Here is a 21,808-nt window from a genome sequence, read left to right as displayed (position 1 = left end):
CAAGGGAGGTGGCACTATAAAGTGAAAACGGTAGAGGAGACAAAAGCAAAGAAAACAAGTCAGCTATTATCTGGTTCTAAAATGATTGTTGAGGCTTTAAAAGCAGAGAAGGTTGAAATGATTTTCGGTTACCCGGGTGGGGCTGTTTTAAACATTTATGACGCTTTATATGACGGAGGAATACCGCATATTTTACCACGTCATGAACAAGGAGCGATCCATGCAGCAGAAGGATACGCAAGAATTTCAGGGAAACCTGGTGTTGTAATTGCAACATCTGGACCTGGTGCAACTAACATTATTACAGGGTTAGCAGATGCGATGATGGATTCTTTACCACTCGTTGTGTTTACCGGGCAAGTCAATGATTTCGCGTTAGGAACAGACGCGTTTCAAGAAGCGCCTGTAATCGGGATTTCAATGCCGATTACAAAACACAATTATCAAGTTCGGGATGTAAGAGATTTACCCCGAATTATTAAAGAGGCCTTTCATATTGCCACAACTGGAAGACCAGGCCCTGTTCTTATCGATATACCTAAAAATATAAGTGCTACCATAGGAGAATTTGATTATCCAAAGGAAGTTCATCTACCAGGTTATAAATTAGCACCCACTCCTAAACAATCAGATATTGAAAAGGTAATTCATGCACTTAAACTATCCAAGAAGCCTATTATTCTAGCAGGCGCCGGAGTATTGATCGCTCACGCTCATGAGGAACTACTGCAGTTTGCCGAACAGACTCATATTCCAGTTGTGAACACACTACTAGGGCTTGGAAGTTTCCCACATAATCACGAAATGTTTTTAGGAATGGGCGGAATGCATGGAACATATGCCGCCAACATGGGAATCTATGAATGTGACTTATTAATAAACATTGGGGCGCGATTTGATGACCGTTTAACGGGTGATTTAGAACAATTTGCTAAATTTGCACAGATTGTACATGTCGATATTGATCCAGCTGAAATAGGTAAGAACATTCATACGCATATCCCTGTCATTGGTGATGCAAAAGAGACACTAACACTCTTACTTAAAGAAAATCCTGCATCATGTTCCAATTCAGAATGGGTGACTCATTTACAAGGACTGAAGGAAGATTTCCCGCTTTGGTATGTGCCAGACGGAAAAACATTAAAACCACAGCGGTTAATTGAGTTAATTCATCAACAAACAAGTGGCGATGCAATTATTACGACTGACGTTGGGCAGCATCAAATGTGGGCAGCACAGTTTTATGGGTTTACTTCACCTAACAAGTGGGTGACCTCTGGAGGTCTCGGAACGATGGGATTTGGCTTACCTGCAGCAATTGGTGCCCAGCTTGCAGCACCTAATTCAAGTGTTGTCGCGATTCTCGGGGATGCAGGTTTTCAAATGACTCTTCAAGAACTAGCATTACTTAAGCAATATCGTTTACCTATTAAAGTTGTCATTTTAAATAATCAATCCATGGGTATGGTGAGACAGTGGCAAGAGATCTTTTATGGTGGAAGATATTCAGAATCCCTACTTCCAGATCAGCCGGACTATACCAAACTAGCAGATGCGTACGGATTAAAAGGGGTAGTCGTTGATAATGAGGAGGATTTTGTCCAAGCTTTTCAACTTTCTCTTCACTTAAATGAACCACTCGTAATCGATTGCCGAGTGACTCCAACAGAAAATGTGTATCCGATGATATCTCCAGGTAAAGGGATACAAGAAATGGTGGGTGTCAAACCATGAAGAGGACGTTATCAATGATCGTCAATAATCAGCTCGGCGTATTAAATAGAATGACCAATCTTTTTTTAAGAAAAGGGTTAAATATAGATAGTTTGTCTGTTGGTCCATTGGATGGTCAACAAATCTCCCTCTTAACTGTCGTTCTAAACATTCAAGAAGAGAAGGAAGTAGAACAAATTAAAAGACAGCTTGAAAAACAAATTGATGTGATCCAGATTACTGATATCACTCAAGACTATTTAAATTCATCTGTCTTTAAAAGCTAAATTCACTAAGAATTACTGAAAATTAAGTCCTTTTTTTTAATATAGTTGTGACATTGGGAGTTATATAGATGATTAGCTAGGAATTTGGTCAGTTTGGCTGATAATCTCGTACTTTAGGTGGGAATCCCGTCAAAAACATCTAGAATCCCGTCACTCTGAAATTATTACTACTAAAATGAAAATCATTCAAAAACCAATATAAATAAGGGAGAGTTATAAATGGCAAACATGTATTATGATCAGGATATATCGCTCGAGGCATTAAAAGGGAAAAAGGTTGCAGTAGTAGGTTATGGTTCACAAGGTCACGCACATTCCCAGAATCTTCGAGATAACGGGGTAGACGTTGTCGTTGGTCTTAGGCCTGGACGTTCTTTTGAAAAGGCAAAAGAGGATGGATTCAAAGTAGTAAGTGTTGCAGAAGCAGCTGAATCAGCAGATGTTATCATGGTATTACTTCCTGATGAAAGTCAGCCACAAGTATATAAACAAGAAATTGAACCTCATTTAACTAGTGGAAAGGCACTTGCTTTTGCACACGGTTTTAATATTCATTTTAACCAAGTCGTACCACCAGAGGATGTAGATGTTTTTTTAGTTGCACCTAAAGGACCTGGTCATCTTGTACGTAGGGTGTTTGAGGAGGGCGGGGGCGTTCCGAGTTTAATTGCTGTATACCAAGATGCAACTGGAACGGCGAAAGATTTAGCATTAGCATACAGTAAAGCGATTGGTGCGGGCCGCGCTGCGGTTATTGAAACCACATTTGAAGAAGAAACAGAAACTGATTTGTTTGGGGAGCAAGCGGTACTTTGCGGAGGAGTCACAGCATTAGTTAAAGCTGGATTTGAAACGCTAACAGAGGCTGGATATCAGCCGGAAATTGCCTACTTCGAATGTTTACACGAGCTAAAACTGATTGTAGACCTATTCTATGAGTCTGGTATTGAAGGAATGAGATATTCTGTTTCAGATACAGCTCAGTGGGGTGACTTTACAGCTGGACCTCGAATTGTAACAGATGCAACAAAAGCTGAAATGAAAAAGCTTTTAACAGAGATTCAAACAGGTCAATTTGCAAAAGGCTGGATCTTAGAAAATCAAGCAAATCGTCCAGTGTTTAATAGTGTTAATAAGAGAGAAAGCAATCATCCAATTGAAGTTGTTGGGCGCGAGCTACGAGCGAAAATGCCGTTTGTTCAATCAAAAAAGAGAGGATTGGTAACCATTGCGAAGAGTTGATATTTTTGATACGACCCTGCGTGATGGTGAACAGTCTGCGGGGGTGAATCTTCACCCCCATGAAAAAGTAGAGATAGCTCGTCAGCTTGAACGATTTGGTGTAGATGTTATGGAAGCGGGATTTCCTTCATCTTCAAAAGGTGACTTTCACTCTGTTCAGCAAATTGCAGGAACAATCAAAAACTGTAAGGTCGTCGGCTTAGCAAGAGCGACGATGCATGACATTGATACCACGTGGGAAGCTTTAAGGAATGCCGAACACCCGGGTATTCATTTGTTTATTGCCACTTCTCCTCTTCATATGGAATATAAATTAAAGCTGAGTCAAGAAGAAGTAGTTGAAAAGGCTGTATGGTCTGTCAAACATGCAGCTAAATATTTCTCCCATATTCAATGGTCAGCTGAAGATGCGACTAGAAGTGATTGGGCTTTCTTAGCTCATATTATAGAAAAAGTAATTGATGCTGGTGCGACTGTTATTAATTTACCAGACACTGTTGGTTACACCACTCCACAAGAATACGCGGAGCTATTTACTTATATGGTAAAGACTGTTCCTTCTATTAGTAAGGTGAAGCTTTCTGCTCATTGTCATGATGACTTAGGGCTAGCTGTTGCGAATAGTCTAGCAGCAATTAAAAGTGGAGTACACCAAATTGAAGGAACCATTAACGGAATTGGCGAGCGGGCGGGTAATGCTTCATTAGAAGAAATTGCTGTCGCTTTAGAAATTCGTAAGGACTCGTTTAACGTTAAAACCAATATTGATTTAAAACAAACGATCCGAACTAGTCAGCTTGTTAGTAAGCTAACAGGTATGATTGTCCCACAAAATAAGGCGATTGTAGGAGCCAATGCTTTTGCCCATGAATCTGGTATACATCAGGATGGTGTCCTTAAAAATAAACAAACCTATGAAATAATTGAACCTGAAATGGTCGGGTTAAATTCAAATAAAATGGTACTTGGAAAACATTCAGGAAGCCATGCTTTTAAAGATCGATGTAAGGAATTAGGCATTAATCTTAATCAAGAAGAAGAGAAACAGCTTTTCCAATCTTTTAAAGAGCTAACGGCGAAAAAGAAGGAAGTTACAGAGGACGATATATTTGCTCTTATGATGGATTCTTCTTTTAAGGGACCTACTTCGGGGTATGAACTAGAGTTGCTACAGGTTACCTATGGCTCTAATCTCATTCCAACTGCTACTATTTGTGTGAAAACACCTGAAGGCACAAAAATCCAGGAATCGGCTACTGGTAAAGGAAGTGTTGAGTCCATTTACAATACACTCAGTCGTATCCTTGATCAGTCAATTGAACTAGTAGACTACCGAATTCAATCCACAACAAATGGTCATGATGCACTTGCTGAGGTATATGTAAAAATTCGTATGAACGACACGATAACAAATGGACGCGGGATAGAGCATGATGTGTTAGAAGCCTCGGCAAAAGCGTATTTAGATGCAGTCAACCGAAGCTTAATAAAAGCATGGTTCGGCTACCAATCAAAGGGAGTTGGGATCCTATGAAATTTTCTATTGCCATTTTAGAAGGTGACGGAGTTGGACCTGAAATCATTAATGAAGCGGTTTTATTGCTAAAAACAGTTGCTAAGCAATACGGTCATACGTTTCAGTTTGATTATGGACAAATAGGTGGTGTTGCCGTTGATGAAGTGGGTACTCCTTTGCCCGATAAGACGATTGAATTGTGCAAAAGAAGTGATGCTATTTTGCTCGGTGCGGTTGGAGGACCTAGATGGGATCAGGAACCAGCTGAACGACGTCCAGAAACAGGATTATTAAAGCTTCGGAAAACTCTAGGTGTTTTTGCAAATATTCGTCCTGTAAAGGTTTACCCGTTATTATTGGAGATTTCACCTTTAAAAGCTGATAGAGTAAAGAATGTAGATTTTGTAATTGTTCGTGAGTTAACTGGGGGTATATATTTCGGTACTCCAAGGGAGCGCAAGCAAGGTGTGAATGGACTTGAAGTCGTTGATACCCTTGTTTATTCGGAAAAAGAGATTGAGAGAATTATAAGAAAAGCGTTTGAATTGGCTAAACAACGAAGAAATAAGCTAACCTCAGTTGATAAAGCAAATGTTTTGGAAAGTAGTAGGGTATGGAGAGAGGTTGCCAACCGACTTTCACACGAGTATCCAGAGGTAGAGCTGAATCATATGCTTGTAGACAATGCGGCCATGCAATTAATCAAGAATCCAGCTCAGTTTGACGTGATCGTAACTGAGAATATGTTTGGAGATATCTTAAGCGATGAGGCATCTGTCATCACGGGTTCGATCGGAATGCTTCCATCTGCAAGTATTGGTGAAGGATCAGGACCTGGTTTATATGAGCCCATCCATGGTTCTGCACCAGATATTGCAGGAGAAAACGTCGTGAATCCAATCGGGACATTCTCATCTGTTGCGTTAATGCTAAAACATTCCTTAGGTCTTCATCAGGAAGCAAAAGAGGTTGAAGCAGCCATAGAAACCATACTTAAAGAGGGGTTCCGAACAAAAGATATTGCCATGTCATGGGAGAATCCATTGACAACCTCTCAAATTGGGACGGCTGTCCGAGAAGCGCTACAATGTAGACAAATTGATAATGAACTTGTTACTTTTTATGCAAGGTGTAGGTGAAGATATGAGACCGAAAACATTAGTGGATAAAATATGGGATCAACACGTTGTCGTACAAGAGCTAAACAAGCCTGACTTACTATTTATTGATCTGCATCTCATTCATGAAGTGACTTCTCCTCAGGCCTTTGAAGGCATTCGTCTGGGGGGACGTACGGTTCGAAGACCAGATCTTACATTTGCCACCATGGACCACAATGTACCAACAGAAAATCCTTTTCATATCACCGATGAGATAGCTTTAAACCAAATTCAAACGCTAGAGAAAAATTGCCAGGAATACGGAATCCAATTAGCAGATTTAAAAAGCTCTGACCAAGGTATTATTCATGTCATAGGTCCTGAGCTCGGACTTACATTACCAGGTAAAACCATTGTTTGTGGGGATAGTCATACATCTACTCATGGTGCTTTTGGAGCCCTTGCTTTTGGGATTGGAACTAGTGAGGTTGAACATGTATTTGCCACTCAATGTTTGTGGCAGGCACGTACGAAATCTCTAAAGGTTGAGATGACCGGAACACCGCCATTAGGTACATCAGCCAAGGACTTGATTTTAGGCCTAATTTCAAAATACGGTGTGGATTTTGGAACAGGTTATATTATTGAATTCACTGGAAATGTTATTCGCGAAATGTCGATGGAAGAGAGAATGACGGTTTGTAATATGTCCATTGAGGCTGGTGCGAAAGCCGGTTTAATCCAACCGGATGAAGTGACATTCTCTTATTTAAAAGGGCGAAAGTATACACCTAAGGGAGAAGAGTTTGAAAAAGCGGTGGCATATTGGAAAACACTACATTCAGATGATGATGCCGAATTTGACCGTACGATTCAGTTTGATGTAAGTAAGCTCGAGCCGCAGGTTACGTGGGGAACCAATCCTTCTATGGGGACTGGTGTGAATGGGACAGTTCCATACCCAGAGGATTTTACTGATCCTGTTATGCAAAAAGCAACTAGCCAAGCGCTAACTTATATGGACTTGCAACCAGGTACAAAAATCACAGATATTTTGATAGATTATGTATTTATTGGTTCCTGTACAAATTCGAGAATAGAAGATTTAAGAGAGGCAGTCAAGGTGATAAGAGGAAGGAAGGTATCCTCAGCTGTTACAGCCTTAATTGTTCCAGGCTCAAAAAAAGTAAAACAACAGGCGGAAGAAGAAGGTCTTGATCAGCTTTTTATTGAAGCTGGTTTTCAGTGGAGAGAATCCGGTTGTAGTATGTGTTTAAGTATGAATCCAGATATTGTACCGGCTGGAAAAAGATGTGCTTCAACGTCTAACCGTAACTTTGAGGGACGACAGGGTCGTGGTGCAAGAACTCATCTAGTGAGTCCTGCTATGGCAGCTGCTGCCGCCATTACAGGTCATTTTATAAATGTAAATGATTTTGTGTTAGCAGGGAGTGTTGTTTAATGAAGCCTTTTCTACACCTCACAGGATTTGTTGCTCCATTACCAATTAGCAATGTCGATACAGATCAAATCATTCCAAAGCAATTCTTAAAAAGGATCGAACGGTCAGGTTTCGGGCAATTTTTATTCTATGATTGGCGATTTAATGAAGATGGTAGTTTAATTGAGGATTTCCCGTTGAACGCAGACCGCTATCAATCAGCTAGCATTTTGTTAGCTGGGCATAACTTTGGATGTGGCTCATCTAGAGAGCACGCGCCTTGGGCTTTACTAGATTTCGGGTTTCAAATCATCATTGCGCCATCATTTGCAGACATTTTCTATAATAATTGTTTTAAAAATGGAATTCTCCCGATAACATTATCAGAGGAACAAATAGATATTTTATTTGAACATGCTGAGAATGGGTCTTATGAGCTGAGTATTGATTTAGAGGAGCAAACAGTTTCAGACAATGCTGGATTATTATTTACATTTCAAACAGACCCATATCGTAGGCAAGCCCTATTAGAAGGCCTAGACGATATCGCCTTAACCGAGAAACACGAAGCAGAAATTTCAATTTATGAAAATAATAAAGCGATATTGTATATCAAGTAAACTTTAACTTTATCATACTAAAGCAGTGGGGGCCTGGCCCCCACTGCTTGTTTTCATTGTTTTCCTCTAATTTGAAAGTTGGCTTATAAATCATTAAATTAGGGCTCATATACGAACCTATTTCCTCAATTTCCCTTTTTCTGTTTTAATATCATGTTAATATTTAATTAATATCGTTAATTGGAGGCATAAATGAAGATGCTAAATCTAAATGGTAAAGAAACAAAATCCAATACTTAGCAGCATTCTTTTTCTATTTTCAATGGGACAGTGTAGATACGGAGTTAAAAAATAACGAACAGCGACAAGAGTATTTAATTAGGTCACAGCTTCGTGAGTTAACGACAGTGTTTCACAATATACAAACGACTCTTGAAATCTATGATTTTCCCATTCAAGACGATACGCGAGTCTACTACATGGACTCTATAGGCAAAGATCATATTCGTTTTAATCATTATTGGCATACAACCAGCAACATGAATAATTACCCGAACTTTAACATCACCTTTGAAGAGTATGGTATGCAGATAGAAAACACCCTAAAAGAATTAAGGGGTTTCCAATACACTGAAGAAGAAGTCAACATTACTATTCAAGCACTTAATCATACATCAGATGAATTATATAGACTAGTAGATAATCGAGAGTTCAATATTGAAAAAGAAGCAGATAGAAGGCAAGTTTTAGAGACTCTCAAACCACTTGCGGAAAAAATGGCTGAAATAGATAGATAAATACATTCTGGGTATTGTCTTTGTTTAAATAGAGATGTATTTAGCTAAATATGAGCTGAGGGTGGCTTTGTGCATTCGTCAAAACTATACAATAATAGATGGAGGTATACATGAGGGTCTTATTGTTTATCCTATCAATCGCCTTGTTAGTTTCCTGTGACAACCAATCTTTAGCAACAGTTGTTGATGAATATGATTATAGAGGGTGTTCAAAAAGTCCGGCAAAAATAGCTTCAAATTTCTTCGTCAGCTCGTCTCTCCGCTCCTCACGTATACAAAACATACGCTCCGGTGCTCAAGACTTCGCTTCCTCGAACTTCTTTGCTCTTTTTGTCCTCCTTTTTGAACAGACTCTTATAGTAAATTTAGTATTGATTTTGGTAAAAATGAAGCATATAAAATAGGGGTTAATGCTGAAGGAATGCCCATATTTAAAGATACTAAAGAAGCATTAAAACAAGCTAAAATAGGCTACTTTGATGGGTTTAAAGCAATAGCTACAGAATTTGAATTGGAATCGATTAACCATAAAAATTATAAAGACTACAAGACATACGGATGGCAAATTACTGTTATGACTAGCAAAGATGTTCAACAACAGGGCGTTGACATTTCAAAGTTTTTTGATATATACGAAAATAGTTTTAAGAATTAATTACTATTGGCTGTATTTGTAGAAAATGTTGTTTTTAGCAGGAATTAATATTTAACAAATGAATGCTTGAATGAAAGAACATAGCTGTCATTTAAGGCAGCTTTTCTTGTTTAACGAACAGATTAATTAAAAGACGAAAAATTCTGAAACTTATCATCTTTCGTAGTAATTGGTAAGAGGATTTGATGTATAACAAATGAAAAGGGGGTGGAGGAGATGAAAAAAGGTCATATTTCAAGTTTTGGTGTATTTATCCATAAATTTACAGTTTTAGCGTTTGTCTTTATTTTAGCTGTAGGGTGTTCGAATTCAGAGACCGATTTACAGGGCAGTGATGAAAATGTAAAAAAATCCAAACTTATTTGGAAAATGAGTTCACAGGACCTAGTGACGAAGTAAAAAAAATGCTGGAGCAAGATGATCTATATCCACTTGAATTACAAGCGTACCTAGAAGAAAACTATAACCCGCTTGTTGCAGACTTAGAAAGATTGCTTAATACTAGTCACGTATTTTTATATATAAGTTTTGCATATTGGATTGGGTATCAATTGAAACCAACAAATATTGATATAAAAAGATAAACGACATTCAAAATGATGCCTACAATTATGAAGTTAAAGTGGAATACAGCAAAGATGGTCAAACAAACAAAGCTACCATCACTGGAAGAATTAACTTCAATGACGATGGCAAGATTTTATTCATTCGAGAAATAAGGGATGATGGATTATTAGAAAAAATGAGACTATAAAGAAGGCTGTTTTTTTCGAAGAGGATTTTATTTTAGCAAGAATCTTATTAAAACAAATGTTGATTGTAGCGGAAGGTGCGAGACTCGAGCGGGAGCAGTGGGACAGGTGAGACCTAGGCTTTTTCACGATAGTGAAAATAGCCTTCCATTCCCTGCGACGTTTTTTCACGGTAGTGAAAATAGCTTTCCATTCCCTGCGACGCTTTTTCACGATAGTGAAAATAGCCTTCCATTCCCTGCGACGTTTTTTCACGATAGTGAAAAAAACCTTCCTTTTTCGCCCGCCCCGCGGAAAGCGAGCAACCTGGAGCAGCAATCAACAGACATGGTTATAGTGTTGAAATAGTCAAAAAGCAATAAGCTCTTTTTTAAAAAATAATTAAATGTGAGCGTTTTACTGTGGAAATGGTCGTTGTAATCTTGTGCTAGTCATCTTATAATGTCCGTAACAGGAAAACAAATGTACACAATAGGAGGACTTTTTGTTGGATAAGGAAAAATATTATCTTATTCGAGGTGACATTTTGCCGGAGTCTATTTATAAAACGGTTGAGGCAAAAAAGTTACTTGAATCAGGTGAAGTAGAGACAATCAATCATGCAGTTGAAAAAGTTGGAATAAGTCGCAGTGCTTATTACAAATATAAAGATAAAATATTTCCGTTTAATGCTGCTACATACCAACAAATCATTACTATTTCATTAATTTTAGAGCATAAGTCTGGTGTTCTTTCAATGGTCCTCCGATTTGTGGCCGATAAAAGCGGCAATGTATTAACGATTAATCAAAGTATTCCCTTACAAGGAATCGCAAACGTTGTGTTGTCTGTTGACACAGCATTACTCAACTTGCCAACTACTGAATTTCTCGAGGAGCTTCAACAGATTAATGGAGTAAAAAAGGTTGTAGTCGTTGGACAAGGATAATTAAATGAAGAGGAGTGAAAAGGATGCATGAAAAAAAGGTTAGAGTAGGATTAATGGGTCTTGGTACTGTAGGTACTGGGGTAATCCGATTAGTGGAAGGTCATCAAGATGATTTATTGCACCAAACTGGAATGGGAATTGAGATAACACGTATTCTAGTACAAAATCCAAGTAAGGAAAGAGCCGTTTCTGTTAACTCAGACCTCATAACAGACGATCCTTTTAGTCTCCTACATGATCCAGAAATTGATGTGATTGTCGAGGTAATGGGTGGAGTCGAGCCAACTCGAGCATATATTTTAGAAGCATTAGAACAAGGAAAACATGTTGTCACAGCCAATAAAGATCTTATGGCTTTACACGGAGGTGAAATACTCAAAAAGGCAGCTGAAAAAGAGTGTGATGTATTTTATGAAGCAAGTGTCGCAGGAGGAATTCCAATCATACGAGCACTTGTCGAAGGTTTTTCATCAGATCGTATTACTAAAATGATGGGGATTGTCAATGGAACAACAAATTATATCTTAACAAAAATGAGTCAGGAAGGTTTATCCTATAATGCCGTTTTAAAAGAGGCTCAAGAGCTCGGCTACGCTGAAGCTGATCCAGCTGCAGATGTTGGTGGTCTAGATGCAGCGAGAAAAATGTCTATTTTAAGCACATTAGGTTTCCATGTTGGAATGAATTTAGAGGATGTAGATTGTCAAGGAATCACCGGGGTAACATCAGAGGATATCGAGTATGGGAAGAAATTAGGCTATGTCATGAAGCTGATCGGAATTGCCAAGCAGGATGATGAATTAATAGAGGTTAGTGTTCAGCCAACCTTGATAAAACAGTCACATCCCCTTGCATCTGTAAACGGAGTATATAATGCTGTGTATATTCATGGTGAAGCTGTTGGTGAAACGATGTTTTATGGACCTGGAGCAGGTGAATTACCTACTGCAACAGCAGTTGTCTCAGACCTAGTGACTGTTGTGAAAAATATGAAGTTAGGTGTGAATGGCAGAGGAATGGTCGCTCCGTATAGACAGAAAAAGTTGAAAAATGATGAAGAAATTTGGGCGAAATACTTTGTTAGATTTATAGTTGCCGATAAAATTGGCGTACTTTCACATATCACAAAAGTAATGGCGGATCACAATATAAGTTTAGAACAAATTATTCAACAGCCTTATCAGAACAGTAATAAAGCAGAGCTAATTATTGTAACTCATTCAGCCTCTAAAAAAAGTATAAAAGGTATTTTAAAACAGCTTCACGAACTAGATTATGTTGATGAAATAAAGAGCTCTTATCGTGTAGAAGGTGGTGAGTAAAATGTCAGGTATCATAAAGAACTATGCAGATTTCCTACCAGTTAGTCATAACACCCCAGCACTAAGTCTTCATGAAGGTAATACGCCATTACTTTTTGCAGCTAGATTGTCTGAACAACTAGGCGTAGAACTTTATTTTAAATATGAAGGACTGAATCCAACAGGATCATTTAAGGATCGCGGGATGGTTATGGCTGTTGCAAAAGCAATGGAGGAGGGCAGCCGTACTATCATGTGTGCCTCAACAGGTAACACCTCTGCTTCAGCAGCAGCCTATGCGGCTAGAGCTAATCTAGAATGCTTCGTTCTCATTCCAGATGGAAACATTGCTCTTGGAAAGCTAGCACAAGCGATGATCTATGGTGCGAAAATTATTGCGATAAAAGGCAATTTTGATGAAGCTTTATCGATTGTTAAGGAAATTACCTCAAAGCAGCCTATTACTTTAGTTAACTCGTTAAACCCTTATCGGTTAGAGGGTCAGAAAACGGCAGCCTTTGAAATTTGTGATGACTTAAAGGAATCTCCAGATATTATCGCTATTCCTGTAGGGAATGCAGGTAATATTTCGGCTTACTGGAAGGGGTTCTTAGAATACCAGCAAAGAGGAAGGATCGATCAATTGCCACAAATGTACGGGTTTCAAGCAGCTGGATCTGCCCCTATGGTAAGAGGGGAAGCTGTAAAAAAACCTGAGACCATTGCAACAGCTATTCGAATTGGCAATCCAGCAAGCTGGGATAAAGCTACAAATGCGATTCAATCATCAAATGGATTAATCGATGAAGTTACAGATGAGGAAATTTTAGAGGCCTATCACACACTTGCTTCAACTGAGGGGGTTTTTGCTGAACCTGCATCAGCTGCTTCGTTAGCAGGAATCATGAAGCTTAGAAAGCTAGGACAACTTGCCCCTGGTAAACGGGTTGTCTGTGTGCTAACTGGAAATGGACTGAAGGATCCTAACACAGCAATAAAAAAGGTTGCTGCAGAGCCTATAAAGGCCGATAGTAACTATCACTCCGTTGTTGAAGTGATTGAGAGATATACAGGAGGACTTCATGCTTAAATATGATGTAGTAGTAAGAGTTCCAGGGAGTACAGCTAATTTAGGTTCCGGATTTGATTGTATTGGGATGGCCCTTCAATTATACACAACAATTAAAATGAAGAAGACTTCTCAGACGGTCATCCATACGAAAGGTCCGAATCTAAAAGGTTTACCTATTGATAAAAGTAACCTCATATATAAGGTAGCTAAACTAGTATTCGAGAAAGCAAACTTACCTATTCCTGAACTAGAGATTATCATAGAAAGTGAAATCCCTTTGACGAGGGGACTTGGAAGTAGTGCAGCAGCGATTATTGGCGGAATGGTTGCTTCTAATGTTATCGCTGGTAAACCTTTTACCCCTGAGGAACTCTATCAATTCGCAACAGAGCTTGAAGGTCATCCCGATAATGTGGGTGCCTCACTTTTCGGAGGAATTGTTATTGCTATATGTGGCTCAACCCAGGTTTCATACATTAACGTATCTCCACCTAAAGGACTAACGACGGTAGTGGCAATACCTGATTATGAATTGTCTACAACATTATCTAGAAATCTACTCCCAGATTCTTATTCCCGCTCGGATACGGTTCATGCACTCAGCCACTCGGCCTTACTAGCTGCTTCATTAGTAAGTGGAAATACATCCGTATTGTACAAGGCTATGAACGATCGAATTCATCAGCCCTTCAGAATGTCACTAATCCCTGGAATGGAAGAGCTTCTGACTAACTCAAAGCATTACGGGGCTGTAGGCATAGCACTTAGTGGAGCCGGACCTGCTGTGATAGCACTTACTGAGAAGGATGATGGGAGATTAAAGCAATATATGCAAAGTGTACTGAATGAGAATGGAATAACCTCAAGTATTCTATCATTAAACCCTGACATAGAAGGGATAAAAGTTGAATCCTTTGTGAATTGTTGATTAAGACGAATACTGTATGAATTCGTCTTGTTTTTTATGTATTGTTGAGTCATAGTGGGTATTGAAGTAAAGAGGCAGTTAATAATATATTCAGTTCAACTTGAATGTTATCAAGGCTAGGCTCCTTATTAAACTATAGGATTCTTGTGGCTAATTAGAAGTTTTAGAATATGAACAAGAATATGTCAAGCAAGTGAGGAAGAAAGTGGACGGACCCTACGCTTCTTTAGTTTCGCTAAACAAAAGAAGCAAGAGATCCGTCCCTGTGCTTCCGTAATGTGAATAAAGAGTTTGTGTTGCGAAAAGACGGCTCTCACTATGAGGTAGAACCATATGCTCTAGTCTGGAACAATGACTTTTATTATTTGCTTGGAGCTCATAAAAATAAAGACAATCTCGCTCATTACAGAGTGGATCGAATGAGGAATGTGAACGTAACGGATCTAGCTTTTCAAAGAAATGATTTTAATATCTCAGAGTATGTGAATCAATCCTTTCATATGTATGAAGGTACTGAGGAAAGAATCAAGATTCGTTTTAGAAACGGACTCATCAATGTAATGATTGACCGATTTGGATTAGATGTAGAGGTTAGGCCAGTTGATGAGGAGCATTTTATATTAACTACGAAGGCTGCAGTGAGTGAAGGTCTTGTCCGCTGGTTGTTTCACCGACCACCCTTGTGGATATGGTGAGGGACGAAGCGGAGAAGATGTATAATTTGTACAAGTAGTGATGATTTTGAAGGTAAAGTATATCCTTATCTCCTAATCCCCAAAATATATGCATGTAATCATGTGGATCATGTGATTTTTATAATAGTTAGGGTATATTATAGTTACATAATTCCAATAAGAGGTGATAATAATGACTATTCACTCTACTGTATTCAATAGTGTGCACACAGTTGCTAAATACTTATATCACTTGAATAATGAAATATCCCCTATAAAGTTACAAAAAAGCCTTTATTTTCTCTTTGCCTATTATGGTGCTCTATATGGAATAAATAAAGAGGATGGAGTATTTGAAGGAAGCCCCAATAGTCCAAGATATCTATTTGATTCAGAATTTGAGGCTTGGAAATATGGACCAGTGATAAGGGAAGTGTTTAATGTTAATAAACAAGATGGATATCAAGAAGTAGAAATTATTGAGGCGGTAAAAGAAGTCGTAAGTAAAAATGAAGTAAAGAGTTTTATTGATGAGCTATTTAATCAAATCAATTCAGTTAGTGACTTTGGGTTAGTTGATCGAAGCCATCAAGACTTTGTTTGGAAGAATGCCTTTAAATCGGGTATTCTTATGGATAAAGATCACATAATTGATGAATACATGGAAAAGTATGTCACTCAATAATATCTTTTCAAAAAGCATAAAAGATAAAGAATTCTCACGGTTTAGCCACTTGGATGTTTTTGCAAGTAAGAAATTTGAGGCTTCTGGGTTTGAAAAAAGTATTAAGGAAATTCACTCTTCAATTGATTTTCTTGGAGAGCATGTCAAAAAATCTAGAAAACTAGAATAGTATAAATTTACCAATTTATTATCTAAAAATACGGATCACACCATCACCTCTAGGTTATACGACTTATTTAATAATCCTAGTATTATTAATAATGTTAGAACTGGTGAAGTGAAGATAATCAATGAGAAAATAAAGAAATGCATTGGACTATACTTTGATATTACAAATGAAGAAGATTCCGTTATCTTCAAAAGTCAGTTGCTGGATTCACTTGGTAACCAGACAGGCGTTCGAGTGTATGCAGTTGCTGATGTAAACGTTGATGATGATCATCCAAGAGCTGAATACAAAATTGTTTTAATTGATCCATTTCATCTAGTTATTCCTTCTGAGTTTAGAGATCCAAGGCGGGGAAGGTTAACTAAATCTCAGATGGAGGCAGAAGTATATAACAAAAACATACAAAACAATATTTCTATGCATCAATTTTTTGAATAGATATTCTTCTTTGGTAGAATGCTATATACAGAGATTGTAGGGTGTGCGGAATTTCGCACACCCTTTGTTGTATACGCATAAGAATTTAATGAAGAATCTTATCGACAGAAGTGAAACGAGGGGAACGACGAATTTAAGTGGTGCCTCATTCAAGGCTGTCAGCATGTGCTGAAGCAGGCTACTAAGTCTTATGTCAACCGAGTGATTCTGTTATCAGATGGAAATGCAAATAGTGGGATTACGGATCACGATCAATTAATGAAGGTTGTAGATGATTATCAGACAGCTAGAGTTGCCATTTCAACCATTGGTGTAAGTCATTTTGATGAAGATATCATGGAAGGTATTGACGAACATGGAAAAGGGACCTTTTACTTCATAGATCAAGTTGAAGAGATACCGAATATATTTGCGAAAGAGTTAGAAGGTCTTCTATCGGTAGTTGCACAAAACGCAACACTGTCGATTAAGGCTAAAGATGATGTGCGCATTCATAAGGTGGAACGAGGGACCAGTCCCCTAAATTTCGCTTCTCCATGATATTCACCCCGATATAGAAATTCGTTTGTGGAAAAGTAGCGGTATATCCTTTCATCCGAAGGCATATATTTTTCATTATCAAACTAGCGGAACGATCATAATTGGCTCATCCAACCTATCCAGGTCTGCATTAACTTCAGGGATAGAATGGAATGTGTTATTAAGTGAGTCTACTAATCAAGACACATTCGAAACAGCAACCCGTTTATTTATAGATACGTTCTATTCGAATCATACAATTCCCATTAATAATGAAACAATTAAGAGCTATCAACAAAAATACGATATATTTCATAAAGAGAACCCTCATTTAGAGAAGAAGATGACCGAGCTTGAAGAGCTCGAACTTATGTATTCTTCTAACTGTTAGAGACTTTTGGGCGGCGTTTTCTTCAAAATTATATGATGAATTAAAATCATCAAGCTGCTTCACATAAATATAAAAACAACTTCAAACTATTGTATTCTGTCATTATTTGGTGGAAAATGTAATTACACACATTATTTGAGGAGATGTATCTTGTCATGACAACTATACTAGCTGTTATTCTACTAATTACCTTAATTTACTACAAGTTAAAATACCCAACTATAAAAGGTGCGTGGGGTGAAAGAAAGGTTAAATCCATACTTGAGAATCTGCCTAAGGATGATTTCTATCATTTTCACGATCTATATATCCCGCTAGCTGATGGTCGAACCTCACAAATTGACCATGTGGTTGTTTCATCCAAGGGTAAATAAAGCATGGGGACGGACCCTGCGCTTCTTTAGTTTTGCTAAACAAAAGAAAGAAGCAAGAGATTCGTCCCTGTGCTTCTCGCAGACCAAAGAGCAATGTATTGGGAGTTGATATGGCAGGGAAGGTTGAAGAGGTAGGCATGGACGTGAAGGAGTTTCAAACGGGGGATGACGTATATTGGTGCGTGCAATGGATCCTTTGCCGAATATGTGTGTGCCTCTGAAAGGTCGTTAGTAAAGAAGCCGGCGAACGTGTCGTTTGAGCAAGCGGCGGCCTTACCGCCGTCCAATGTCTTCTTCGCGATCAAGGACAGATTCAGCCAGGGCAGAAAGTCTTGATTAATGGTGCCGCAGGAGGTGTGGGCACGTTCGCCGTGCAGATTGCCAAATCGTTCGGAGCGGAAGTGACCGGCGTTTGCAGCACAAGGAATGTGGATATGATCCGCTCAAATTGCATTGGGTTCCAACGGGGTTCTAGTTCTTGTGGGAGGACCAAGACAAGGGGCGTTTGTTGGGGCCTTTGACTCGTTCGCTTAGGGGGCTAGTGTTGTCACGGTTCGTGAGTCAACGAATGGTGATGCTTATGGCGGCGTGGAGCAAAGATGACCTAGTCGTAATGCAAGAGCTACTTGGTGATGGAAAAGTAACACCGGTCATCGACAGATGTTACACATTGAGTGAGGTCCCGGAGGCTATCCGATATCTGGAAGAGGTACACGTTCAAGGAAAAGTCGTAATAACCCTGGAACATAAAAACGAAGAGTAATAAACCTTTTTTACTATCGTTATTTTCATAATAATATTTTAATTAACAGATGCATTTCTTAAAAAAGGTGTTGAAGAATGATTAATGAATTTACCGTGACTACTCACATGTTTGAAAGAGGAGAACGGAGAAGATTTCAAATCTATAAAAGTAGCAAAGTTTAAGGGTGTACGAAATTACGTACCCCCTTTGTTGATTGGAACGGATAGGAGAGACTCTTTGCTTACTTGTGGAACAAGGAACCTGTCCCCTTGACCACCCAAAAATAAAACTTGGGTCAAGGAACCTGTCCCCCTGACCCCAGAAGCAAGTTATAGCTGTTAAGCAGAGAGCGGATATCAAAGTGTTAAATGAATTGATTGAGTTCTTCAATTCAATTGAAACTAGTGGATAACTAGGTTTTTCATTAAGGTAAAAGCATAGTTTGATATAAATGAGATAAGTATTATCAACTTCAATCAAGCAGACACCATATCCCATGCAGGAATATCGGAATAATCATCGAATCTAACAATATGTTTTAAAAAACAGACGATCGGTGGTGGTAAGAAAGCCATCGATTTACGGAGGAAACGATGAATAACACCATTTCAAGAAGTCGGCTTTGGACGGCACGAATTATGAGTGGGATTGTCATTCTTTTTATGCTGTTCGACAGTATATCCAAATTGCTTAAACTAGCTCCTGTAGTGGAAGCAACACTAGAACTCGGATTTTCTGAACATCATCTTTTAGTAATTGAAGGACTTGGTCTCCTTTCTGTGATTCTCTAAAGCATTCCTCGTTTATCATTCTTAGGTGCCGTGCTGCTGACAGGGTATCTTGGTGGGGCCATTGCAACACATATTCGTCTGGATATCGTCTGGATAACCCTCTGTTATCTCACACGCTTTTTCCCGTCTATATAGCTGTTTTGGCATGGGGAGCAATTTGGCTAAGAGATGAGAGAATGCGTAAGCTGTTTTCAACGGGCAAGTAACAAATAATTAATATGTTATGAAACTGAATTTAATTTTTAAAGGGGATTCTATGACTAAAAAATGGTTAATCTGCATTCCCTTTGTATTGATACTTTTCTTAATAGGTTGTTCAGGAGACAAATCTACTTCAGTTATAATCGTGGAAAAGCCTACGGGTGAGGGTGAAAATGAAGAGTACGAGATTAGTAAAGAAGGGAAAGCTCAAAAACAAGTAGATCTTGCTATGGATGTCCTAGAACAAACAAAGTGGCAGGAGAATGTAAAAGTAATGATGATTGGGGAACCAGAGTATCAATTCTATCTTCTACATACAGAAAAGGATGGTCAAGAGACCCAATCTGTAGTTTACTATGTTTGGATTACTCCAAAGGAAGATCAACTAGAGGTCATTCAGAGAAGTGAGAATAAGTATGCCAAAATGAGTATAGAGAATTCTGATATTTTGCATGGTATTTTAACTGGAGAGATTTTAGGGGAATAGTCATTTTTGTCGAAAACATTATTAAAAAGGGGTACAGGTACTCTGTCCCTCTGAAAAACAAAAAAGTTAAAACGATTAAAAACATGCAGATCGCCACTACATGTTTTTTTGTGTTGGGTTTGCGCCATACGGATGTATTCGAGGGACAGCGAAAGTTACAAAGTAGTCTAACTGAAGCAATTGGAGAAAACGAACTAGAATTATTTTCCGTTAGTAGAGCTCTCTTCATGATTCATAAGAGATGTGTGGTTTTCTGAATGGTGAGAAGGAAAACCGATTTTTTATCGAAATCCCTACAGGTAAGAGATTTTACTATTAATGATAAAGAAAGTGATATCTTTTTATATTCTGTTAAAGGATACAAGAAAGATTACATTGTTTTTGGCGATGGGGAATGGATCGTAATAGTTGGAGAGGATGCAATGATGGAGACATCTTTTCAAATTGAAGGGGATTACTCCAAATATCTTTCAATGAAAAAGGGATATATGTATCTTGGGTAAAGGTAAAATCGGTTTTAATTTACACGCGGAAGTTGGATCTGATCTGGCTATCTAATTTGTCAAAAAGAAGTAACAATCTAACCTCAATAAGGGACAGGCAGTAACTTTCTTTTTTGTTAATACATGCCTAACAGGGGAAGTTTCAGAATGCGAATTATGCAACGTGAGGATTGTATTTTTCTTAAACATGACTATATTGGTGAGGATATTTTTGGTAAAATAAAGGAAACAATACGATCTTTTGGGGTACTTTCAAAACTTGAAAAACTTCAAATTCTATTATTGCTCATGATGAAATCAGAACAGAGTACTACTTCGATAAGAGCGTATGAACTCACAAAAGCATTGCAAGAATATGAAAATAGAGTTGATGCACATGATGTAAGTGATAGGGTTGCAATCAATTATAGAAACGAAGGGAAGAATCGTTTGAAAAATCTTGAAAAGGTAACAAGTTATATCTCGTATTTTGAGAATGAGAATACCGAATTCTGTATATGGCATAAACCTGAGGAAGGGTGCATGGCATTTCCTTTGTATGACAGTAAGCTACTTAACTTTTTTGATGATTTATATCAATCGAATTTGCTAGTAGGAGATTATATGGAACGTTTAGAATAAGTAACTAGTGATAGTGATTATGAAGCAGTTATTTCGACTGCCGACATAGACTTATTAAGATCAATCCTGACATTTTATGTTCGTAGAGAACGTTTTTGGACAGGAGCTTGGGAATCAGCTGCAAAAGAGAAAGTGTTTTTAAATATTTTACTTAGATTGAAACAAGTAGCGTAGCATTAATTTTTAAACACATGTTGTCCAATAACAACGGTTGTTGCTCTAGAATCGAGCCAACGACTTGTTGCAATATCTGGGTTATAGAAGAATAGTGAATCTTGCGTAATGTTTCTCATACTTGAAAGAGCAGCGTATACAGCCTGAATGGATTCCTTATCTGCTGGTTTATTAATTTGCCCATTGCTAACAGGCTGAAATTGACCTCTCTGGTAAATGACTTTCTTGATTGTTTTTGGGTATTTAGGGCTTTCAACTCGGTTTAAGACAACCGTTGCCACTGCAACTTTACCTTTAAATGGTTCTGTTTGAGCTTCTGCTCTGACAAGTCTAGCCAATAATTCTATTTCATTTTTTGAGATACTGAATTTGTTAGAATTGTTTTTCTCCATTTTCTTTTCAGTTGGGTACCTATTTTCGGTTCTTTGTTCGGTAGAGTAGCTAATGTTGTCTGTATGTATAACTTGACCGATAAAAATTAGATCAAGGTCTTTAATTTGTGGGTTCAACTTTGCTAATTCTATTAATGTTACGTTATATTCCCGTGCGATTTCTGTCATTGTGTCTCCTTTTTCAACAGTATGAGCAAATGCAGGCTCAGCCATAAAAAGAGCTACTAGAAATGTTAGTATGAACATTAGTTTTTTCACAGATACAGTCCTCCTAGTGGGGATAATTATTGGGAATCTCTTATATCTCATTTCTATGAAGGGCAAGTCTAGAATAGTATTACAGCTTGTT

Annotated in this window: 29 protein-coding genes; 28 read left to right on the top strand and 1 reads right to left on the bottom strand. The window is 38.2% G+C overall.

Annotation, left to right across the window (positions count from 1 at the left end; all coding sequences use genetic code 11):
• Nucleotides 1-21 precede the first annotated feature (21 nt).
• The 28 genes from ilvB (at nucleotide 22) to ACOI1C_RS12115 (ending at nucleotide 21,067) form a co-directional block, all read left to right on the top strand.
• Entirely contained in the window at nucleotides 22-1,737 is a 1,716-nt protein-coding gene (ilvB, locus tag ACOI1C_RS12250) for a biosynthetic-type acetolactate synthase large subunit (RefSeq protein ID WP_422510809.1), read from the top strand.
• On the top strand, nucleotides 1,734-2,003 hold the full coding sequence (ilvN, locus tag ACOI1C_RS12245) for an acetolactate synthase small subunit (protein WP_422510808.1): 270 nt from the start codon (nucleotides 1,734-1,736) through the stop codon (nucleotides 2,001-2,003). Before ilvB ends, ilvN begins: the two co-directional genes overlap by 4 nt.
• Before the next feature lie 219 nt (nucleotides 2,004-2,222).
• Nucleotides 2,223-3,245, top strand: coding sequence for a ketol-acid reductoisomerase (gene ilvC / locus ACOI1C_RS12240; protein ID WP_422510807.1), 1,023 nt, complete (start codon nucleotides 2,223-2,225; stop codon nucleotides 3,243-3,245).
• Nucleotides 3,232-4,779 carry a 2-isopropylmalate synthase gene (locus ACOI1C_RS12235; protein WP_422510806.1) on the top strand — a complete coding sequence of 516 codons (1,548 nt, stop codon included), beginning with the start codon at nucleotides 3,232-3,234 and terminating at the stop codon, nucleotides 4,777-4,779. Before ilvC ends, ACOI1C_RS12235 begins: the two co-directional genes overlap by 14 nt.
• Nucleotides 4,776-5,900, top strand: coding sequence for a 3-isopropylmalate dehydrogenase (gene leuB, locus ACOI1C_RS12230; protein ID WP_422510805.1), 1,125 nt, complete (start codon nucleotides 4,776-4,778; stop codon nucleotides 5,898-5,900). Before ACOI1C_RS12235 ends, leuB begins: the two co-directional genes overlap by 4 nt.
• A 4-nt stretch (nucleotides 5,901-5,904) precedes the next feature.
• The gene (gene leuC / locus ACOI1C_RS12225) at nucleotides 5,905-7,323 is read left to right on the top strand and encodes a 3-isopropylmalate dehydratase large subunit (protein WP_422510837.1); all 1,419 of its coding nucleotides are present in this window, start codon (nucleotides 5,905-5,907) and stop codon (nucleotides 7,321-7,323) included.
• Nucleotides 7,323-7,922: a 3-isopropylmalate dehydratase small subunit gene (gene leuD, locus ACOI1C_RS12220; protein ID WP_422510804.1), complete on the top strand. Its 600-nt coding sequence runs from the start codon at nucleotides 7,323-7,325 to the stop codon at nucleotides 7,920-7,922. The genes leuC and leuD overlap by 1 nt, the downstream gene beginning before the upstream one ends.
• A 419-nt stretch (nucleotides 7,923-8,341) precedes the next feature.
• Nucleotides 8,342-8,659: a hypothetical protein gene (locus ACOI1C_RS12215; RefSeq protein ID WP_422510803.1), complete on the top strand. Its 318-nt coding sequence runs from the start codon at nucleotides 8,342-8,344 to the stop codon at nucleotides 8,657-8,659.
• A gap of 421 nt (nucleotides 8,660-9,080) precedes the next feature.
• Nucleotides 9,081-9,314, top strand: coding sequence for a hypothetical protein (locus tag ACOI1C_RS12210; RefSeq protein ID WP_422510802.1), 234 nt, complete (start codon nucleotides 9,081-9,083; stop codon nucleotides 9,312-9,314).
• Nucleotides 9,315-9,530: 216 nt separating this feature from the next.
• Nucleotides 9,531-9,713 carry a hypothetical protein gene (locus tag ACOI1C_RS12205; RefSeq protein WP_422510801.1) on the top strand — a complete coding sequence of 61 codons (183 nt, stop codon included), beginning with the start codon at nucleotides 9,531-9,533 and terminating at the stop codon, nucleotides 9,711-9,713.
• 5 nt (nucleotides 9,714-9,718) lie between these two features.
• Entirely contained in the window at nucleotides 9,719-9,898 is a 180-nt protein-coding gene (locus ACOI1C_RS12200) for a hypothetical protein (RefSeq protein WP_422510800.1), read from the top strand.
• 655 nt (nucleotides 9,899-10,553) lie between these two features.
• The gene (locus tag ACOI1C_RS12195) at nucleotides 10,554-10,994 is read left to right on the top strand and encodes an ACT domain-containing protein (RefSeq protein WP_422510799.1); all 441 of its coding nucleotides are present in this window, start codon (nucleotides 10,554-10,556) and stop codon (nucleotides 10,992-10,994) included.
• 23 nt (nucleotides 10,995-11,017) lie between these two features.
• A complete protein-coding gene (locus ACOI1C_RS12190) occupies nucleotides 11,018-12,316 on the top strand; it encodes a homoserine dehydrogenase (RefSeq protein WP_422510798.1) in 1,299 nt (432 codons plus the stop codon).
• 1 nt (nucleotide 12,317) lies between these two features.
• Entirely contained in the window at nucleotides 12,318-13,385 is a 1,068-nt protein-coding gene (thrC, locus tag ACOI1C_RS12185) for a threonine synthase (RefSeq protein WP_422510797.1), read from the top strand.
• Nucleotides 13,378-14,295 carry a homoserine kinase gene (gene thrB, locus ACOI1C_RS12180; protein ID WP_422510796.1) on the top strand — a complete coding sequence of 306 codons (918 nt, stop codon included), beginning with the start codon at nucleotides 13,378-13,380 and terminating at the stop codon, nucleotides 14,293-14,295. The genes thrC and thrB overlap by 8 nt, the downstream gene beginning before the upstream one ends.
• Nucleotides 14,296-14,591: 296 nt before the next feature.
• Entirely contained in the window at nucleotides 14,592-14,990 is a 399-nt protein-coding gene (locus tag ACOI1C_RS12175) for a WYL domain-containing protein (protein ID WP_422510795.1), read from the top strand.
• 172 nt (nucleotides 14,991-15,162) lie between these two features.
• Nucleotides 15,163-15,654: a Panacea domain-containing protein gene (locus tag ACOI1C_RS12170; RefSeq protein ID WP_422510794.1), complete on the top strand. Its 492-nt coding sequence runs from the start codon at nucleotides 15,163-15,165 to the stop codon at nucleotides 15,652-15,654.
• 277 nt (nucleotides 15,655-15,931) lie between these two features.
• Nucleotides 15,932-16,261 carry a hypothetical protein gene (locus ACOI1C_RS12165; RefSeq protein WP_422510793.1) on the top strand — a complete coding sequence of 110 codons (330 nt, stop codon included), beginning with the start codon at nucleotides 15,932-15,934 and terminating at the stop codon, nucleotides 16,259-16,261.
• A 165-nt stretch (nucleotides 16,262-16,426) separates the two neighbouring features.
• Nucleotides 16,427-16,801, top strand: coding sequence for a VWA domain-containing protein (locus tag ACOI1C_RS12160; RefSeq protein ID WP_422510792.1), 375 nt, complete (start codon nucleotides 16,427-16,429; stop codon nucleotides 16,799-16,801).
• A gap of 25 nt (nucleotides 16,802-16,826) precedes the next feature.
• Nucleotides 16,827-17,171 (top strand): hypothetical protein, encoded by a 345-nt coding sequence (locus tag ACOI1C_RS12155; RefSeq protein ID WP_422510791.1) that lies wholly within the window; start codon nucleotides 16,827-16,829, stop codon nucleotides 17,169-17,171.
• Between the two features lie 155 nt (nucleotides 17,172-17,326).
• The gene (locus ACOI1C_RS12150) at nucleotides 17,327-17,545 is read left to right on the top strand and encodes a nuclease-related domain-containing protein (protein WP_422510790.1); all 219 of its coding nucleotides are present in this window, start codon (nucleotides 17,327-17,329) and stop codon (nucleotides 17,543-17,545) included.
• A gap of 110 nt (nucleotides 17,546-17,655) precedes the next feature.
• The gene (locus ACOI1C_RS12145) at nucleotides 17,656-17,766 is read left to right on the top strand and encodes an alcohol dehydrogenase catalytic domain-containing protein (RefSeq protein ID WP_422510789.1); all 111 of its coding nucleotides are present in this window, start codon (nucleotides 17,656-17,658) and stop codon (nucleotides 17,764-17,766) included.
• 323 nt (nucleotides 17,767-18,089) lie between these two features.
• Complete coding sequence (locus ACOI1C_RS12140) at nucleotides 18,090-18,308, top strand: zinc-binding dehydrogenase (RefSeq protein WP_422510788.1); 219 nt, start codon at nucleotides 18,090-18,092, stop codon at nucleotides 18,306-18,308.
• 575 nt (nucleotides 18,309-18,883) lie between these two features.
• Nucleotides 18,884-19,081 carry a hypothetical protein gene (locus tag ACOI1C_RS12135; RefSeq protein WP_422510787.1) on the top strand — a complete coding sequence of 66 codons (198 nt, stop codon included), beginning with the start codon at nucleotides 18,884-18,886 and terminating at the stop codon, nucleotides 19,079-19,081.
• Nucleotides 19,082-19,337: 256 nt separating this feature from the next.
• The gene (locus tag ACOI1C_RS12130) at nucleotides 19,338-19,769 is read left to right on the top strand and encodes a hypothetical protein (protein WP_422510786.1); all 432 of its coding nucleotides are present in this window, start codon (nucleotides 19,338-19,340) and stop codon (nucleotides 19,767-19,769) included.
• 257 nt (nucleotides 19,770-20,026) lie between these two features.
• Entirely contained in the window at nucleotides 20,027-20,272 is a 246-nt protein-coding gene (locus ACOI1C_RS12125; RefSeq protein WP_422510785.1) for a hypothetical protein, read from the top strand.
• Between the two features lie 147 nt (nucleotides 20,273-20,419).
• A complete protein-coding gene (locus tag ACOI1C_RS12120; RefSeq protein ID WP_422510784.1) occupies nucleotides 20,420-20,893 on the top strand; it encodes a hypothetical protein in 474 nt (157 codons plus the stop codon).
• Between the two features lie 30 nt (nucleotides 20,894-20,923).
• Nucleotides 20,924-21,067, top strand: a complete 144-nt coding sequence (locus tag ACOI1C_RS12115; RefSeq protein ID WP_422510836.1) for a DUF6508 domain-containing protein — start codon at nucleotides 20,924-20,926, stop codon at nucleotides 21,065-21,067.
• 2 nt (nucleotides 21,068-21,069) lie between these two features.
• On the opposite strand, the gene ACOI1C_RS12110 is transcribed toward ACOI1C_RS12115, so the two are convergent.
• Nucleotides 21,070-21,717, bottom strand: a complete 648-nt coding sequence (locus ACOI1C_RS12110) for a cell wall hydrolase (RefSeq protein WP_422510783.1) — start codon at nucleotides 21,715-21,717, stop codon at nucleotides 21,070-21,072.
• Nucleotides 21,718-21,808 lie beyond the last annotated feature (91 nt).

The sequence above is a fragment of the Bacillus sp. DJP31 genome (assembly GCF_049310945.1).
GTDB lineage: Bacteria > Bacillota > Bacilli > Bacillales > SA4 > Bacillus_BS.
This window is presented reverse-complemented; position numbering and strand designations above follow the sequence as displayed.